General features: G+C 73.5%; 11 protein-coding genes. 6 read left to right on the plus strand and 5 right to left on the minus strand.

Features of this window, described 5'->3' with window-relative positions; translation table 11 throughout:
* Nucleotides 1-54 precede the first annotated feature (54 nt).
* Both EBO15_RS11965 and EBO15_RS11970 read left to right on the plus strand, forming a co-directional pair.
* Nucleotides 55-486 carry a DUF5959 family protein gene (locus EBO15_RS11965; protein ID WP_122194422.1) on the plus strand — a complete coding sequence of 144 codons (432 nt, stop codon included), beginning with the start codon at nucleotides 55-57 and terminating at the stop codon, nucleotides 484-486.
* A 102-nt stretch (nucleotides 487-588) separates the two neighbouring features.
* Nucleotides 589-1,173: a cadmium resistance transporter gene (locus tag EBO15_RS11970; protein ID WP_233616131.1), complete on the plus strand. Its 585-nt coding sequence runs from the start codon at nucleotides 589-591 to the stop codon at nucleotides 1,171-1,173.
* On the opposite strand, the gene EBO15_RS11975 is transcribed toward EBO15_RS11970, so the two are convergent.
* The 3 genes from EBO15_RS11975 to EBO15_RS11990 form a co-directional block, all read right to left on the minus strand.
* Nucleotides 1,170-1,457, minus strand: coding sequence for an ArsR/SmtB family transcription factor (locus EBO15_RS11975; RefSeq protein ID WP_199744487.1), 288 nt, complete (start codon nucleotides 1,455-1,457; stop codon nucleotides 1,170-1,172). The genes EBO15_RS11970 and EBO15_RS11975 overlap by 4 nt on opposite strands.
* Nucleotides 1,458-1,696: 239 nt before the next feature.
* The gene (locus EBO15_RS11985; protein ID WP_122194423.1) at nucleotides 1,697-2,920 is read right to left on the minus strand and encodes a glycosyltransferase; all 1,224 of its coding nucleotides are present in this window, start codon (nucleotides 2,918-2,920) and stop codon (nucleotides 1,697-1,699) included.
* Between the two features lie 30 nt (nucleotides 2,921-2,950).
* Entirely contained in the window at nucleotides 2,951-4,498 is a 1,548-nt protein-coding gene (locus EBO15_RS11990; RefSeq protein ID WP_407643370.1) for an MFS transporter, read from the minus strand.
* A gap of 291 nt (nucleotides 4,499-4,789) precedes the next feature.
* Here EBO15_RS11990 and EBO15_RS11995 point away from each other — a divergent pair, with 291 nt between their 5' ends.
* The 4 genes from EBO15_RS11995 to EBO15_RS12010 all read left to right on the plus strand — a co-directional run bounded on the left by EBO15_RS11995 (nucleotide 4,790) and on the right by EBO15_RS12010 (nucleotide 14,204).
* Nucleotides 4,790-11,311 (plus strand): type I polyketide synthase, encoded by a 6,522-nt coding sequence (locus tag EBO15_RS11995; RefSeq protein WP_122194425.1) that lies wholly within the window; start codon nucleotides 4,790-4,792, stop codon nucleotides 11,309-11,311.
* A 20-nt stretch (nucleotides 11,312-11,331) separates the two neighbouring features.
* Nucleotides 11,332-12,648, plus strand: coding sequence for a crotonyl-CoA carboxylase/reductase (gene ccrA / locus EBO15_RS12000; protein ID WP_122194426.1), 1,317 nt, complete (start codon nucleotides 11,332-11,334; stop codon nucleotides 12,646-12,648).
* Between the two features lie 90 nt (nucleotides 12,649-12,738).
* The gene (locus tag EBO15_RS12005) at nucleotides 12,739-13,212 is read left to right on the plus strand and encodes a nuclear transport factor 2 family protein (RefSeq protein ID WP_122194427.1); all 474 of its coding nucleotides are present in this window, start codon (nucleotides 12,739-12,741) and stop codon (nucleotides 13,210-13,212) included.
* 131 nt (nucleotides 13,213-13,343) lie between these two features.
* The gene (locus EBO15_RS12010) at nucleotides 13,344-14,204 is read left to right on the plus strand and encodes an alpha/beta fold hydrolase (RefSeq protein WP_122194511.1); all 861 of its coding nucleotides are present in this window, start codon (nucleotides 13,344-13,346) and stop codon (nucleotides 14,202-14,204) included.
* Nucleotides 14,205-14,325: 121 nt separating this feature from the next.
* Here EBO15_RS12010 and EBO15_RS12015 read toward each other — a convergent pair whose 3' ends face one another.
* Together EBO15_RS12015 and EBO15_RS12020 are read right to left on the minus strand one after the other, a co-directional pair.
* Nucleotides 14,326-14,622 (minus strand): helix-turn-helix domain-containing protein, encoded by a 297-nt coding sequence (locus EBO15_RS12015; protein ID WP_122194428.1) that lies wholly within the window; start codon nucleotides 14,620-14,622, stop codon nucleotides 14,326-14,328.
* Nucleotides 14,623-14,671: 49 nt separating this feature from the next.
* Nucleotides 14,672-16,357: a carboxylesterase/lipase family protein gene (locus EBO15_RS12020; RefSeq protein ID WP_199744488.1), complete on the minus strand. Its 1,686-nt coding sequence runs from the start codon at nucleotides 16,355-16,357 to the stop codon at nucleotides 14,672-14,674.
* Between the last annotated feature and the right edge of the window lie 68 nt (nucleotides 16,358-16,425).

A 16,425-nucleotide genomic window follows, 5' to 3' on the forward strand; every position in this document is an offset into this window, starting at 1 on the left:
TGGCCAACCGAGGCGGAGGTGAGTCAAGATCGCCTCAACGTCGAGGGAGGCGGCATGGTGACGGCTGAGCGGTTGGATCTGGCCCTGCTGCGCGATGACGAAGGCAACAGCGTGCGCATCACCGTGCTCGGCCCCTTGCAGGGTGTGGCCGGTGGGCTCTCCGCGGAGATCGTCGTCGACACGCCGTTCGTGGCAGGCCGCGTTGCCCTCTCGTTGTGGCGATCTCGGCTCACCGAGTGGGGCGAGGCACTGGACCGCCTGGGGGCCGGTGAGGACATCGCCTGGCTGCACGTCCAGCGCGGGCCGGCCGTCCACATCCACTTGAACGGCGAGCGTGACTGCCCCGAGGTCGTCGTTGAGGACGTTCTCGTCTCGATGACGACCGTGCGGGTGCCCATCGACCTGCCGTCCGACTGGATCGCAACCCATCGAGGCATGTTGGCCGCCGTCCTCGACGCCTGGGACGGGCACCTGTCACCGGAGTGAGTTCAGGCAGCGCCGCCAGATCAGGGAGGTTCTGCTGGTCCCGGGGGATGGGCGAGGTGGGGTCCTGTAGGTTCGCGCGGTGTGGGTGGGATTGCGGGGGCCGTGGCTTCGGCGGCTGGGATGTTCGCGGGGACGAACATCGACGACATCATCGTTCTGACGGTGTTGTTCCTGTCGTCGCGGGCGACCGGTAGTCCTCGGGTCTGGCGGATCTGGGGTGGGCAGTACGCCGGGTTCGCCCTTCTGGTTCTGGTGTCGGTGGTCGCGGCGCTCGGGCTGACGATCGTGCCGGACGACTGGGTGGGGCTTCTTGGGCTTGTGCCTCTTGGGCTGGGCGTGAAGGGGCTGGTCTCGGCCGTCCGGGCGAAAGGGGACGGGGAGGGCGGGGTGCCCGCCGTTGCGGCGACTCTGCCTGCGGTGGCGGGGGTGACGATCGCCAACGGGGCCGACAACATCTCCGTCTACACGCCGGTGTTCCGGACGGTCGGGACGGCGTCCACGGTGGTGATGGTCTGCGTGTTCCTGGTCGGGGTCGCGCTGTGGTGCCTGGCGGGGTCCGTGCTCGGGTCGCACAAGAAGGTCATCGAGCTCGTCGAGCGGCATGGGCACTGGTTCGTGCCGACCGTGTTCGTCGTGATCGGCGGAATCATCGTGGTCGAGTCCGGCGTTCTCGGACGGTTCGTCTAGTCCTGCGGGTCGGTGAGGCCCAAGCGCAGGTGTTCCACGTGGTAGAGCGCCTGGTCGAGCAGGGCGGACACGTGGTCGTCGTACAGGGCGTAGACGATGTGGCGGCCCTGGCGGGTGCCGGTGACCAGGCCGAGGTTGCGGAGCAGGCGTAGCCGGTGGGAGCAGGCGGACTGCTCCATGCCGACCTCGGTGGCCAGTTCGGTCGCCGGGAGGGGCCCCTCGCGCAGGCGGGCCAGGATCAGCAGCCGGGACGGCGTGGCGAGGGCCTGGAGGGTGTTGGCCACGTGCGTCGCGCTCGCCGGGGTGAGCGGTGGCGCTGCCGCTGTACCTGGCGGGAGCCCCGGCGTGGACGTGGGGACCCCTGTTCGCGGCCGTGTTCATCACCGGCCTTGTCGTCTGGGACCTGGTCGGTTACCTGCCGCTGCCCCTCGGTGTCGCCGGGCACGAGGGCTCGACGGTGATCGTCGGCCTCAACGGGCTCCGGCTGCTCACCGGGTCCGCCTGGCGTCGCGCGCAGCGGTGGTCACAGGCGGTCGAGGAGCTTCACAGCGCGGGTGACGCCGTCCTCGGCGCGGAGGCGGGCGCCCAGGTCGGCGGCGCGGGTCCTGATCGTCTCGGAGGACGTCGCCCGGCGGATCGCCTTCGCGAGGGCCGGGGCGGTCATCGTCCGGAACGGGACGGGGGCGGGGCCCGCGCCGAGCGCCGCGACGCGTTCGGCCCAGTAGGGCTGGTCGCCGAAGAACGGCGTGACCACGGACGGGACGCCCGCGCGCAACCCGGCGGCGGTCGTCCCCGCGCCGCCGTGGTGGACGACGGCGGCCATGCGCGGGAAGAGCCACGTGTGCGGGACGTCCCGGACGGCCAGGACGTCATCGTCCGAGGTCGCGGGGTCGCCCTGGACGATGCCGCGCCGTCCGGCGAGCCGCAGCGCCGTCCGGACGGTCAGGTCGGTCATCCGCGGGTCCTTCGGGACCATGCTGCCGAATCCGACGTAGACGGGCGGCGGGCCGTCGGCGAGGAAGGCGGCGAGGTCGTCCGGCGGGGTGAAGTCCGGTTCGTCCAGCGTCCAATATCCCGTGAGATGGACGTGGGCGGGCCAGTCCGCCGGACGCGGGACGACGTGCTCGCTGAAGCAGGCGAGGACGAGCGGCTCGTCACGGGGCGCGCCGCGAAGGGGGAGCGGCGGGAGGCCCAGCGCGTCCCGCCGCCACGGGTTGAGGAACGGGCGGGAGAGCTGCCAGGCGATCTGGTCGACGGCGGCGAAGCTCGCGCGGTTGAGCGGCCCGCCGAGCGGGCGCGGGACGAACGGGTGGGGGAACGCGGCGGTCGGACGGCTCGGCTGGAAGTGGATCAGCGCCCACGGGACGTCCAGGTGCTCGCCGAGGTGCCGGGGGAGCAGGCCGAGGGTGGGGCCGAGCAGCAGGTCGGCGTCCTTGGACCCGGCGAGGCACTCGTCCAGCAGGCGGCGCGCGGCCGGGCCGAGGATGCGCCGGAACCCGGTCAGGAAGCGCACCGGGTTCCGGCCGCCCGCGAGGAGTTCCTGGCCCTCGTCGGACGCGAGGATCTCGGCGGGGTCGACGGTCAGCGGCGCGAGGTCGAGCCCGGAGGCGTGCGCGAGCGGCGCGTAGCGGGCGCTCGCGACGAGGCGGACGCGGTCGCCGCGCGCGGCGAGGGCGCGGCCGAGGGCGACGCACGGCTGGATGTCGCCGCGCGACCCGGCCGCGAAGATCACGACGGTCCGGCTCATGGACGTCTCCTCGGTCTCCCGGTCCCTGATCTACCGGTGCTCGGTCTCCCAGGCGTCGCCGCGGGGGATGCGGAGCGGCCCGGTCGTCTCGCTGTCCTCGGGATCGTACGGGCGGTACCAGCCGTCCGGTGGCGGGGGGAGGCCGCGGCGGAGGTTCTCGTCCAGGTAGGAGTGCAGCCCGGAGCGTCCGCGCCGTCCGCCGGAACCCGCCGCGACCAGCACGTCGTCCGACGCCTGTTCCGCGGCGGCGCCGTCCTTCAGTCGGTGTCGGCGCGGCAGGGTCGTGGCGCTGATGAGCCCGCCGACCGCGACGAGCGCCGCGCCGAGCAGCAGCCCGGACGCGATGCTGTGCCGGAACCGCTCCGTCGCCGCCGCCGACGCCTGCCCGGGCAGGTCCTGCACGAGGACGCCGACGACCGCGATGCCGAACGCGCCGGACGCCTCCCGGATCACGTTGAGGATGCCGCTGGCGACCCCCGTCCGCTCCTCCGGGATGGCCTTGAGGACGTACATCGCGAGCGGCATGACCAGCGCGGATCCGGCGCCGACGGTCAGGACGCCGGGCAGCAGGTCGGTGTAGCCGTCGCCGCGCCGGACGAGCGAGAACCAGGCCATGCCGAGCGCCATCAGGCCCATGCCGGAGCCGACCGCGACACGCGGCCCGATCCGTCCGGCGAGCCAGAACGCGACCGGGGTCAGCGCCATGATCACGAACGCGGCGGGCAGCAGCACCAGGGACGACTCGAGCGCGGTGAAGCCCAGGTAGTCCTGCATGAAGGTGGCCGAGTAGAACAGCATGGCCGTGAACCCCATGCCCTGGAGCATCTGGGACACCAGGCCGCCGACGAACACCCGGTTCCGGAAGAAGCCGAGGTGGATCATCGGGTCGCGGGACCACCGCTCGACCGCGACGAAGCAGGTGAACGCGACGAGCGCGAGCGCGAACACGCCGAGCACCGGACGCGCCGTCCACCCGTCCCGCTGGACGGCCTCCAGTCCGTAGACCAGCGCGAACAGCATCGTCGCGGAGATCAGGACGCCCGGCATGTCGACCCGGGCGTCGGCGTTCTCGGCCTTGGACGTCAGCACCACGGCGCCGAGCGCGATCACCAGCACGCCGGGCACGATGTTGACGAGGAAGATCCAGCCCCAGGGCCAGTAGGTGACGATGGACGCGCCGATCGGCCCGCCGAGGGCGGTCGCGGCGCCGCCCGCGGAGACCCAGACGATCGTGCCGAGCGACCGCTGCTTGTCGGTGCGCCCGACGGTGACCATGACGAGCGTCGCGGGGAGCGCGAGCGCGGCGCCCGCGCCCTGGACGACGCGGGCGAGGATGAGGGTCCCGGCGTCCGGCGCGAGCCCGCAGACGGCGGACGCGGCGGTGAAGATCGTCATGCCCGTGGTGAAGCCGACGCGGCAGCCGTAGATGTCGGTGATCCGGCCGCCGGCGACCATCAGGCACGAGAACATCAGCATGTAGCCGGTCGTGACCCACTCGCCGGCCGAGCCGGACATCCCGAGGTCGCGGCGGATCGTGGGGATCGCCTGGATGACCACCGTGTTGTCCATGGTGGTCATGAAGGCGCTCACCGCGACGACGAGCAGTGCCCACCGGTATCGTCCTCGGGTCACGTGGCTCGCCGCTTCCCCCTGTTGAGCGTGAGTGGTAGTGCTGCCCAACTATCCCATCAGGGCACTTCGCTTGCCAGGGGCCCCCGGGATCGCCCGCCGGAGGGTCTTGTCATCGGCGTGACAAGTGGCCCCTGAGAAAAGTGGCCTGTGTGCGCATCGTGAGACGGTCGAAATAGGACATCGTGGACCTCCTCCGTGCCGCACGAACGATCCCGCGTTATTGGGGGAACCCCGCAGATGCACTCCCGTGAGGGGATCGGCGAGGACGCGATCCGCCGGTACCTGGTCGAGCAGATCGCGCGCCGGTCCCGCGTCGAACCCTCCGAGGTGGATCCGGACCGTCCGCTGGAGGAGTTCGGACTCGCCTCCCGCGACGCCGTCGCGGTCGCGGGGGAGCTGGAGCAGCTTCTCGGGCGTGCGCTTCCCGCGACCCTGGTGTGGGAGCACCCCACGATCAACCGGCTGTCCGCCGCGCTCGCGAACGGCGCCGACCTCGTGGTCCCCGCCGCGACGCCCGCGCCGGTCGCCCGGGTCCGTGAGGACGAGCCGATCGCGGTGGTCGGCGTCGGGCTGCGGATGCCCGGCGGCGGCGAGCGCGACCTGACCGGCGCGGACGACTTCTGGCGGTTCCTCCTCGACCGCGGGGACGGCGTCAGCGAGGTCCCGGGCGGCCGCTGGGACCCGTTCGACGACGGATCGCCCGAGGTCGGCGACCTGCTCGCCCGGACGACCCGGCTCGGCGGCTTCCTCTCCGACATCGCCGGGTTCGACGCGGAGTTCTTCGGGATCACGCCGCGCGAGGCCGCCGTCATGGACCCGCAGCAGCGGCTCGTCCTCGAGGTGGCGTGGGAGGCGTTCGAGCACGCGGGCCTCGCGCCCGCCGCGCTGCGCGGCACCCGGACCGGCGTGTTCGTCGGCGTCTCCGCGCCCGAGTACGCCGCGTTCACCGCGTCCGACCTGGCGGCGCTGGAGCCGTTCACCGCGACCGGCGCGGCGCTGAGCGTGATCGCCGGGCGCCTCTCCTACCTGCTGGACCTGCGCGGGCCGTCCATGATCGTGGACACCGCGTGCTCGTCGTCGCTGGTCAGCACGCATCTGGCCGTCCAGGCGCTGCGCAGTGGCGAGGCGGACGTGGCGCTCGCGTCCGGCGTGAACGTGCTGCTGTCGCCGACCGTGACGATGACCTTCGACCTGGCGGGCGGGACGGCGTCCGACGGGCACTGCAAGGCGTTCGACGCGAGCGCGGACGGCATGGTCCGCGCCGAGGGGTGCGGCGCGGTCGTCCTGAAGCGGCTCGCGGACGCCGAGCGCGACGGCGACCGGGTGCTCGCGGTGGTCCGCGGCACCGGCGTGAACTCCGACGGGCGCTCGAACGGCCTGGTCGCGCCGAACTCCGAGGCGCAGAAGGCGCTGCTGCGCGACGTGTACGCGACCGCCGGGATCGACACCCGCGAGGTCGACTACGTCGAGGCGCACGGGACGGGCACGTTCCTCGGCGACCCGATCGAGGCGCGCGCGCTCGGCGAGGTGCTGGGCGTGGGACGCGACGCCGACCGGCCGCTGCTGATCGGCTCGGTGAAGTCGAACCTCGGGCACATGGAGGCGGCGGCGGGCGTCGCGGGGCTGGTCAAGGCCGTCCTCGCGCTGCACCACGGGGTGATCCCGCCGTCCGCGCACTACAAGGAGCCGAACCCGCACATCCCGTTCGACGACCTGCGGCTCGCGGTCGTCGCGGAGGAGACGCCGTGGCCGCGGCGCGGTCACGCGCGCCGGGCGGGCGTCTCGGGCTTCGGCTTCGGCGGGACGAACGCGCACGTCCTCCTGGAGGAGGCCCCGGCCGCCGAGGTCGCGCGCGAGGACGTTCCGGTTCGCATCTATCCGCTGTCCGACACGTCCGATGAGCGGGTCCGCGCGTACGCGGCCGAGCTGCTCACCTGGCTCGACGGCCAGGACGCCCAGGACGCCCACGACGCGGACCTGGGCGGACGTCGCGTCGCGGACGCCGATCTCGCGCGGACGCTGCGCCGCCGCGACGGACGCGGACGGGCCCGCGCCGCCGTCGCCGCCCGCGACCGCGCCGGGCTGGTCGACGGCCTGCGGGCGCTGGTCGACGGCCGTCCACACCCGGGGCTGGTCAGCGGCACGGCCGTCGGCGTTCCGGGACGTCCGGTCTGGGTGTTCTCCGGGTACGGCGCGCAACGGGCCGGCATGGCGCAGCGGCTCCTGGAGGAGGAGCCCGCGTTCGCCGAGGCCATCGACGACCTGGACGCGTTGTTCGCCGAGGAGGGCGGGCCCGAGCTGTGGGCCGTCCTGGAGGAGGGCGAGCCGGTCGAGGGCGGCCCGGCCGCCACGATGCCGCTGCTGTTCGCGATCCAGATCGGCCTCGCGCGCATGTGGGCGGCGTACGGCGTCACGCCCGGCGCGGTCGTCGGGCACTCGATGGGCGAGGTCGCGGCGGCCGTCGTCGCCGGAAAGCTGTCCCTCGCGGACGGCGTCAGGGTCATCTGCCGCCGCTCGCGCCTGCTGGACCGGCTGATCGGCGGGGGCGCGATGGCCGTGCTCGGCGCGTCCGCCGCCGACGTCGCCCGCCTCGCGGACGGCCTGGACGAGGTGTACGCGGCCGTCCACTCCTCGCCGAAGCAGACCGTCGTCACGGGCGACGCCGCGCAGGTCGCCGAGGTCGTGAGGCGCGCCGAGGCCGAGGGCCGCCTCGCCCGGACGATCAAGGCCGAGGGCGCGGGCCACTCCCCGCAGGTCGACCCGCTCCTGCCCGACCTGCGCGACGCGCTCGCCGAGATCGGCGCGAAGCCCGGGACCCCGCTCGCGGACGGCGTCCGCCTCTACACGACCGCGCTCGACGACCCGCGCGCCGACGTCCCGATGGACGCCGAGTACTGGGCGCACAACCTGCGCAACCCGGTGCGTCTCACCGACGCCATCGCGGCGGCCGCCGACGACGGCCACCGGACGTTCATCGAGGTCAACGCCCACCCGATCCTCTCCCACGCCGTCGGCGAGACCCTGGACGGCGTCGGCGCGTTCGTCACGCACACGCTGAAGCGCGCCCCCAGGGGCCAGGAGACCGACGACACCCTGACCTTCCACGCGCGGCTCGCCGGACTCGCCGCGCACGGCCACGCCATCACGACGCCCGGGGGCGGCGCGATCGCGGACGTGCCGTCGGCGTCCTGGCGGCACGAACGTCACTGGATCGACACCTCGCGCCGCGGACGCGGCGCCGGGCGGGACGAGCACCCGCTGCTCGGCGCGCACGTCGAACTCCCCGGCGAGGACCGGCACGCCTGGCGCGCCGACGTCGGCACCGCCGCCCAGCCGTGGATCACGCCGACGCAGGGACTGAGCCTGCTGCCGCCCGCCGCGTTCGCGGAGATGGCGCTCGCCGCCGGAGCCGAGGCGCTCGGCGTCGAGTCGGTGCGTGTCAACAGCCTGTGGATAGAGCGGCCGCTCGCGCTCGACGCGTCCACGACCGTCACGACCACGTTCGGCGAGGACGAGCAGCGCGTCGAGATCCACGCCCTCACCCCCGCCGGAACCTGGACCCGCCTGGCCAGCGCCGACGTCGGCGAGGACCACCACGCGCCCGCGTCCCCCCTGGACGGCCCGGCCACCGAGATCGCGGCCGCGCAGCGCGGAAGCCGCCACTACCGGCTGCACCCGGAGGTCTTCGAACGCGCGCTCGCCGTCCTCTACGCCGAGGCGGGCGGGGACGCGCTCGTCGAGACGATCGGCAGCCTGCGCGTCCACGGGCCGACGCACCGGGGCGGCCACGTCCGCGCCACGGTCGACGGCGACCAGGGCGACCTGCGGATCCTCGGCCCGGACGGTCAGGTGCTCGTCGAGGCCACGGGCATCACGCTGCGCCGCGCCGACCGCGCCGGCCTGCCCGTCCCGCTCGCGGACAAGCTGGCCGAGGTCGTCTGGGACGCGTCGGAAACCCCCGAAGCGGTCGTGTCCGAAGCGTCCTGGTCGCTGCTCGCCGACGACACCGACCCCTTCGCCACGGACGTCGCCGACGAGCTGAACCGCCGGGGCCAGACCGTCACACGTCAGCCTCTCGACGCTGTTCCGTCCGCTGACGTGCACGGTGTCGTGCTGCTGGCGGGCGACCTCGCCGACGAGGAGCTCGTGCTGGCCGTCGCGCGCACGTCCGTCGCGATGCAGGACGGCCCGCGCCTCTACGTCGCCACCCGCGACGCGCTGCCCGTCCTGCCCGGTGAAGCCGGGAAGCTCCGGCAGGCGCACGTTCGCGCGCTCACCCGCGTCCTGGCGTTCGAGCGGACCGTCCAGCGCGCCACCGTCGTGGACGCCGCCCGCGCGGAAGACCTGGTCACCGAACTCCTCGCGGACACCCCGTCCCGCGAGACCGCCTACCGCGACGGCACCCGCCGCACCGCCCGCCTCGACCGCGCGCGGCTCCCCGCCCACCCGGCGGGCGACACGGGCGACACGGGCGCGACGGGCGACTCCCACGCCGGTTCCGGTGACTCCGCCAGGGCGGACGCGCGCGCGGTGACACGGAAGCGGCGGCGGGTCGTCCGGCGGGGCGGCGCGTATGTCATCACCGGCGGTTACGGCGGGATCGGGCTGGTCACGGCGCGTCTGCTCGCCGAGCGCGGGGCCGCGCGGATCGTGCTTTCCGGACGGTCCGGGCCGTCCGCCGACGCCGAGAAGGCGATCGCGCGGATGCGCGAGGACGGCGTGGACGTCGGCGTCGTCCTCGGCGACATCGCCGAGCCCGGCGTCGCCGAGCGGCTCGTCGAGGCCGCGCGCGAGGGCGGGGCCACGCTGCGAGGGATCGTGCACGGCGCGGGCGCGATCGACGACCGCATGCTCGCCGACCTCGGCCCGGACGACCTGCACCGCGTGTGGGGGGCGAAGGTGGACGGCGCGCGGGCGCTGTCCGAGGCCACCTGGGACGCCGAACTCGACTGGTTCGTCCTGCACTCGTCGGCCGCCGCGCTGCTCGGCTCGCCGGGGCAGGCCGCCTACGCCGCCGCGAACGCCGCGCTGGACGCGCTCGCCGCGCACCGCCGCGCGCACGGACGTCCCGCCACGTCGATCGGCTGGGGCACGTGGTCCCAGGTCGGCGGGGCCGCGGACCTCCGGGTCGCAGTGATCGAGCCGATCACGCCGGACGAGGGCGCGGAGGCCCTGGAGGCGCTGCTCGCCGCCGACGCGACCCTCGCGGGCGTGCTGCGGTTCGACCCGTCCGCCGCCGTGGGCCTGTTCCCCGAGATCACGAAGATGCCGTACTTCGCGGCGCTCACCGAGGCCGCGGAGGGCCAGGTCGTCGACGCGGGCGACTGGCCGGGGATCGAGGCCGTGCGGGCGCTGCCCCCGGACGAGGCGCGCGCCCGGATCGCCGCGCAGGTCAGGTGGCGGATCGCGTCCGTGCTGGGCTTCGCGCCCGACCGGCTCGACCCGTCCGTGCCGCTCACCGACCTCGGGCTGGACTCGCTGGTCGCCGTCCGGATCAAGAGCGGCGTCGAGCACGACCTGGGGCTGACCGTCCCGGCGTCGGTGCTGCTCAAGGGCGCCTCGGTGGACGTGTTCGAGGAGTGGGCCGCCGAGGAGCTCGGCCTCGCCGGCGCTTCGGCGCCCACCACGACGACCGCCGTGTCGAACGCGGTGTCCAATGCGGAGTTCGGGTACGTGATGGCGCGCGACGCCGCCGAGCGCCTGGCCGTCCGGTTCTTCGAGGACGTCCTCGGCCTCGACCGCGTCTCCGTCGTCGCCGACTTCCACGCCGACCTCGGCGGCACGGCCGAGCAGGCCGACCAGGTCGTGGCCCTGCTGCTGAAGGAGCTGGGCGGGGAGGCCACGCGCGGCGAGCTGTTCGCGACGCCGACGGCCGAGAACGTCGCCGAGTACATCCGGGCCGCGGACGAGGAGGCCGCGCGGCAGATCGTCCGGCCGCTGAAGCCGTCCGGGGACCGGCGGCCGCTCTTCATCGCGCACCCGGCGGGCGGCACCACCGCCTGCTACCGGCAGCTCATCGACCTGCTCGGCGACGACCAGCCGGTGTACGGGCTCGAGCGGTTCGACGACGCGCCCTCGGTCGAGGAGCGCGCGGCACGCTATGCCGAGCAGATCGTCGAGGTCCAGCCGGAGGGCGCGTTCCGCCTGGCCGGATGGTCGTTCGGCGGCGTCCTGGCGTACGAGACCGCGCGGCGGCTCCGCGAGGCCGGACGCGAGGTCGAGTTCGTCGCGCTGTTCGACGCGGGCCTGCCGCTGCCCGTGGACGACGAGTCCGACACCCTCGCCCGCCGGTTCGCCGCGTTCACCGACTACATCAACGAGACCTACGACCTGGACGTGGCGCTCACCTACGAGGAGCTGTCCGGGCTGCCCGAGGAGCAGCAGTTCGCGCTGGTCATGGAGCGCGCGGCGCCGCTCGCCGAGCTGATCCCGCCGGCCGCGCTGCACCACCAGCTCACCTCGCACCAGGACACCCGGTCCCTCGAGGCGTACGAGCCCCGGCCCTACGACGGCCGTGTCATCCTCTACTACGCGCCCGAGGAGACCCCCTGGGCCGTGAAGGACGCCCGGTACGTCCTGGACGGGACGAACGGGTTCGGCCCGCTCTGTCCCGCCCTGGAGAAGGTCGTGATCCCCGGCGTGCACCACCTGAACCTGCTCGACCCGCCCGGCGTGGAGATCCTCGCAGCCCACCTGGACGGCCGACTCGCCGCCGACACGGCTTCGGACGGCTCGGCGGCCCTGTCTCCGGCCCACTGATCCCGCGGAGGAATCCCCCCATGTCCGAACTGCTCGAAGCCGTCCGGTCCGGCGCGTCCGGCCGGGAGCTGGCCGAGATCGACCTGCCCACCCGGTACCGCGCCGCGTTCACCCGCAAGGACGAGGTGGGAATCTTCGCTGGGCAGGCCGACAAGGACGTCCGGCGGTCGATGCACGTCGGCGAGGTCGAGATGCCGGAGATCGCGCCGGACGAGTGCGTCGTCGCGGTGATGGCGGCGGCGATCAACTTCAACACCGTCTGGTCGGCGATCTTCGAGCCGGTGCCGACGTTCGCGTTCCTGGAGAAGTTCGGACGCCAGGGCTGGTACGGCGCGCGGCACGACCTGCCGTACCACGTGCTCGGCTCGGACGGCTCGGGCGTCGTCGTCCGCACCGGCGCGGGCGTGAAGCACTGGAAGGTCGGCGACCGGGTGGTCATCTCACCGTCCTACGTGGACGAGGAGGACCACGGCTCCTACGACGACGGCATGATGTCCGAGACCCAGCTGGCCTGGGGCTTCGAGACGAACTTCGGCTCGCTCGGCGACTACTGCGTCGTCAAGGCGAACCAGCTGATCAGGAAGCCCGCCCACCTGACCTGGGAGGAGGCGGGCTCCAACACGCTGTGCGCGGCGACCGCCTACCGCATGCTCGTCGGGACGCACGGCGCCCGCATGAAGCAGGGCGACGTCGTCCTCGTTTGGGGCGCGACGGGCGGGCTCGGCTCGTTCGCCACCCAGCTCGTCCTCAACGGCGGCGGGATCCCGGTCGCGGTCGTGTCGTCCGAGGAGAAGGCGGAGATCGTCCGCGCGCAGGGCTGCGAGCACGTCATCGACCGCACCGAGCTCGACCTCGGCGAGGACGGGCTGCGCAACCCCAAGGCCGGCCGGATCCTCGGCGAGGCCATCCGCGCCCGGGTCGGCGAGGACCCGGGCATCGTCTTCGAGTACCTCGGCCGCGAGACGTTCGGGACGTCGGTGTACGTCGCCAAGCGCGGCGGCAAGATCGTCACGTGCGGCTCGTCCACCGGCTACAAGCACGAGTACGACAACCGGTTCCTGTGGATGCGGCTGAAGAGCATCATCGGCTCGCACGGCTTCAACTACCACGAGGCCGTGCAGGTCAACCGGCTGTTCGGGCTCGGCATGATCCACCCGACCCTGTCCCGCTCCTACACGCTGGAGGACGCGGGCGAGGCGACCCGCGCCGTCCAGACCAACGAGCACATCGGCAAGGTCGCCGTCCTGTGCGGCGCGACCGCCGAGGGGCAGGGCATCGACGACCCGGCGCTGCGCGAGCGCGTCGGCGAGGAGAAGTTCCACCTCTTCCGCCGCTGAGCCCGCCGACCGCCCCCCGTTCGGTCACTTCGGGTCGCTGACCTGCTACTTTCGGTCAGGAAGGATCACCTGCCCGGACGGAGACGGGGCATGGCGCTACAAGACCTGACCGCGGAGGCCCGGCTCACCGCCCTGGCCGACCGCGCCGAACTCGTCACGCTCCTGGACCGCTACGCGCGCGCCCTGGACGACCGCACCTTCGATCCGCAGACCCTCGCCGCCCTGTTCACCCCGGACGCGACGGTCAGCATCCCCCGGGAGGAGCACACCGGCCTGACCGACCTGTCCCGGTACCTGGCCGACTCCCTGGCGACCTTCGGAAGGTCCCAGCACATCTACGCCGGCCACCTAGTCGACGTAAACGGCGACGAGGCGTCCCTGCGCGTGAACTCCAACGCGACCTACGTCCTGCTCGGGACGGAACGCGTCTACATCACGGGCTCCGTCGTCACCGGGACCGCCGTGCGGACCCCCTACGGGTGGCGCCTGAAGCTGCTGACCCTCACCCCGACCTGGGACACCCTCGCCACCTTCCCGACCGAGGAGAAGGACGACGACGCCTGACGGCGGTCTCCGGGAGTTCTTTCCCCGCGGATGTCGAGACGGGTGCGGCGGCTCCGACCAACGGGTGAAGGGGCCGTCAGGGCCCGGTGACGAACCGATGAGTTCACCTCTCCGCAGGAGTCGATATGGGCATGACCACGAACACGCTCGAAACGCCTGAAGTGGACCTCGTCCACGACGTGCAGGGCCCGCTTCCCACGGCCGACGGGCGTCCGCCGCTGTTCCTGATCGGCCAGCCCATGACCGCCGAGGGCTTCCGCGCGCTCACGGCACGCTTCCCGGACCGCACCGTGATCACCTACGACCCGCGCGGCCTCGGACGCAGCGTCCGCAAGGACGGGCGCACCGACAACGACCCCGAGACGCAGGCCCGCGACGTCCACGCTCTCATCGAGGCGCTCGGCGCGGGCCCGGTCGAGATGTTCGCCAGCAGCGGCGGCGCGGTCACCGCCCTCGCGCTCGTCGCCGCGTATCCGGGCGACGTGACGACCCTGGTCGCCCATGAGCCGCCGATGGCCTCCGTCCTCCCCGACGCCGGCGCGGCGGCGCGCGCCCTGGCCGCCGTCCAGGACGTCTACCAGGCCAAGGGCAACAACGCGGGCATGGCCGCCTTCATCGCGATGACCGCCTGGCAGGGCGAGTACGACGACGCCTACTTCGCGCAGCCCGCCCCCGACCCGGCCGCGTTCGGCATGCCGTCTGAGGACGACGGCACCCGCGACAACCCCCTGCTCTCCGGCGCGTCCAGGCCGATCACCGCCTACGAGCCCGACGTGGCGGCCCTGAACGCCGCGCCCACGCGCGTCGTGCTCGCCGTGGGCGAGGAGACCGGCGACGCGTTCACCGCCCGCACCGCCCGCGCGACGGCCGCCCTCCTGGGCGGCGACGCCGTGGTCTTCCCCAGCCACCACGGCGGCTTCGCCGGCCCCGAGGGCGGCTATCCCGGCAAGCCCGAGGAGTTCGCCCAGAAGCTCCGCGAGGTCCTCGGCTGACACCGATGCGCGGGTGGGCCCTGAGGAGCTCGGCTTCACCCGGGTGAGGTCGCCGGCCGCCGGGACACGTCCGGCCCCCGCTCGGGCGTGTCCCGGCCGGCCGCGCCCCCCGGACGAGCCGTCAGGGGGCGTCGGTGAAGGTGATGGTGAGTTTCGCGTCGAGGGCGCGGGCGAGGCGGTCGAGGACGCCGATCGTGGGGGTGAGGCCGCCGGTCTCCAGGCGGGACAACGCGGGCTGGGTCATTCCGGCCCGTCCGGCCAGCGCCATCTGCGACAGGCCGAGCGCGAGCCGCCTCGCGCGGACCGCGCGGCCCAGCTCCTGGCCGAGCCGCGCCTCCGCCCGTCCCGTCCGGACCTCGGTCCTGTCGCAGCCCGAACCGAGTTCCCAGGTGCCGTGAGTGATGGGCTGACCGTTCATGTGCCTGTCGTCTTTCTCGTGCTGGTGTTGTTGCAGGTCGTGCGTGGTGTTAGAAGGTGCGCCAGAGGGCGTAGCCGTGGTCGCGGTCGAAGGGGGTGGGGCGGATGCCGCCGGGGGAGAGGGACTGGACGGACGCGCCGGGACGCCAGGTCGGGGTGCCGGGGCCGTTCGGGTTTCCGGTGCGGGCGAAACGGGTCCAGTAATCCATCATCTGGTGCGAAAGCCGCTGCTGCTTCGGGGTCAGGTGGCGTCCGGCGAAATAGGTGGTGTTGAACAGGTACTGGAGTTCGGCGGCGTGGAACGCACCGGCCGGGAAGCCCGGTGCCGGCGCGCCGGAGACCCAGGGGGACGACTCGTCCGCGAACTCGTACGAGTAGGTCGGGACGCGGTTCTGGAGGTCGCGGCGCTGTTCGGTGGAGCCGCGTCCGAAGGTGGCGTCCGTGACGATCCCGGACCAGGCCGCGCCGTACGAGCCGTACCGCGCGAGCGTGTAGCGGGACAGGATCTCCGGCGCGCGCTTCGCGCCGACGTACGCCTTGACGTGCGCCTCGTAGGCGGACTTGTCGAGCGTGGTGCCGGAGAGCCGCTCACCGACGGCCTCGAACAGCCGGTACTCGTCGCGGGTCATGCCCTGCATGACCGGGACGTGGTGGAAACGGCCGGTCGCGTACGCCTTGTTCGGTGACAGCGGCAGCAGGCCGCCGCCCCCGTAGGTCGGGGTGAAACCGTAACCGGACTCCTTGAGGAGGCGGCCGACGGGGACGGCGCGCAGGCAGGCGGCCGCGGTGGCCGTGTCGGCGCAGCCGAGCTTCGCCGCGACGTCCCGGCCGCGCTTCTCGGCGTCCGGGCGGGAGCGCGGCAGCCAGGAGTCGGACGAGTCGCGCGAGCCGTCGAACTGGGGCCAGTCCGCGGCCGGCCGCGTGCACGGCCCGCTCTGCACGATCGCGCGCTGGAACAGGCCCTTGGCCTGCGGAGACACCAACTGCGAGCAGGTGCTGACGCCGCCCGCCGACTCCCCGAAGACCGTGACGTTCCGCGCGTCGCCCCCGAACGCGGACGCGTTGCGCCGAACCCAGCGGAACGCGGCCTGCTGGTCCTCGAGGCCGTAGTTGCCGGAGCCGTTCCCGGCCTTGTCGAACGCGGGGTGGGCGAGGAAGCCGAACATCCCGAGCCGGTAGTTGATCGTCACGACGATCACGTTGTCGCGCGCGACCATCTCCGCCGGACGGTAGAGGGAGCCCGAGCCGTTCCGGAACCCGCTGCCGTGGACCCACACCATGACCGGCAGCTTCGCGCCCTTCGGCGTGTGCCTGGGGGTGGTGACGTTCAGGTAGAGGCAGTCCTCGGCGGTGGACTCGTCCTCGCCGCCCGCGCCGAGGATCCCCGTCTGCTGGGCGCAGCGGGCGCCGGGTGCGGTGGCCTTCCGGACGCCGTGCCAGGCGGCCGCCGGTCTCGGCGACGCCCAGCGCAGCGCGCCGACGGGCGGGGCCGCGTAGGGGATGCCGAGGAACTCGCGGTGGCCGGTCGCGACCGTCCCGCGGATCGCGCCCTTGTCGGTGACGACGGTCGCGCCGTCCGGGGCGGCGCGGGGTGCGGCGTCCGAGGTGGCGCGGGGTGCGGCGTCCGAGGTGGCATGGGCCGCGGCGTCCGCCGGGCCCGCCAGGGCCGGGACGGCCGCGATCGTCCCGAGCGCCGCGGCCGTGGCGGCGGTCATCGTCCAGCGGTTCTTCATCATGTCCTCCCGTGTCGCTTTCGCCCCCTCAGTTTGTCGACGTGGCGACAGCGGTCCCAGGGGGTTTGCCC

This window comes from Actinomadura harenae, from assembly GCF_003696215.1.
GTDB lineage: Bacteria > Actinomycetota > Actinomycetes > Streptosporangiales > Streptosporangiaceae > Spirillospora > Spirillospora harenae.

Excerpts from the sequence above, each read along its gene's own strand:
- EBO15_RS11990 (WP_407643370.1), bottom strand. The coding sequence starts at position 4,498 with ATGACCACCATGGACAACACGGTGGTCATCCAGGCGATCCCCACGATC.
- EBO15_RS11995 (WP_122194425.1), top strand. The coding sequence starts at position 4,790 with ATGCACTCCCGTGAGGGGATCGGCGAGGACGCGATCCGCCGGTACCTG.
- EBO15_RS11965 (WP_122194422.1), top strand. The coding sequence starts at position 55 with ATGGTGACGGCTGAGCGGTTGGATCTGGCCCTGCTGCGCGATGACGAA.
- EBO15_RS11985 (WP_122194423.1), bottom strand. The coding sequence starts at position 2,920 with ATGAGCCGGACCGTCGTGATCTTCGCGGCCGGGTCGCGCGGCGACATC.
- EBO15_RS12010 (WP_122194511.1), top strand. The coding sequence starts at position 13,344 with ATGACCACGAACACGCTCGAAACGCCTGAAGTGGACCTCGTCCACGAC.
- ccrA (WP_122194426.1), top strand. The coding sequence starts at position 11,332 with ATGTCCGAACTGCTCGAAGCCGTCCGGTCCGGCGCGTCCGGCCGGGAG.
- EBO15_RS12015 (WP_122194428.1), bottom strand. The coding sequence starts at position 14,622 with ATGAACGGTCAGCCCATCACTCACGGCACCTGGGAACTCGGTTCGGGC.
- EBO15_RS12005 (WP_122194427.1), top strand. The coding sequence starts at position 12,739 with ATGGCGCTACAAGACCTGACCGCGGAGGCCCGGCTCACCGCCCTGGCC.
- EBO15_RS12020 (WP_199744488.1), bottom strand. The coding sequence starts at position 16,357 with ATGATGAAGAACCGCTGGACGATGACCGCCGCCACGGCCGCGGCGCTC.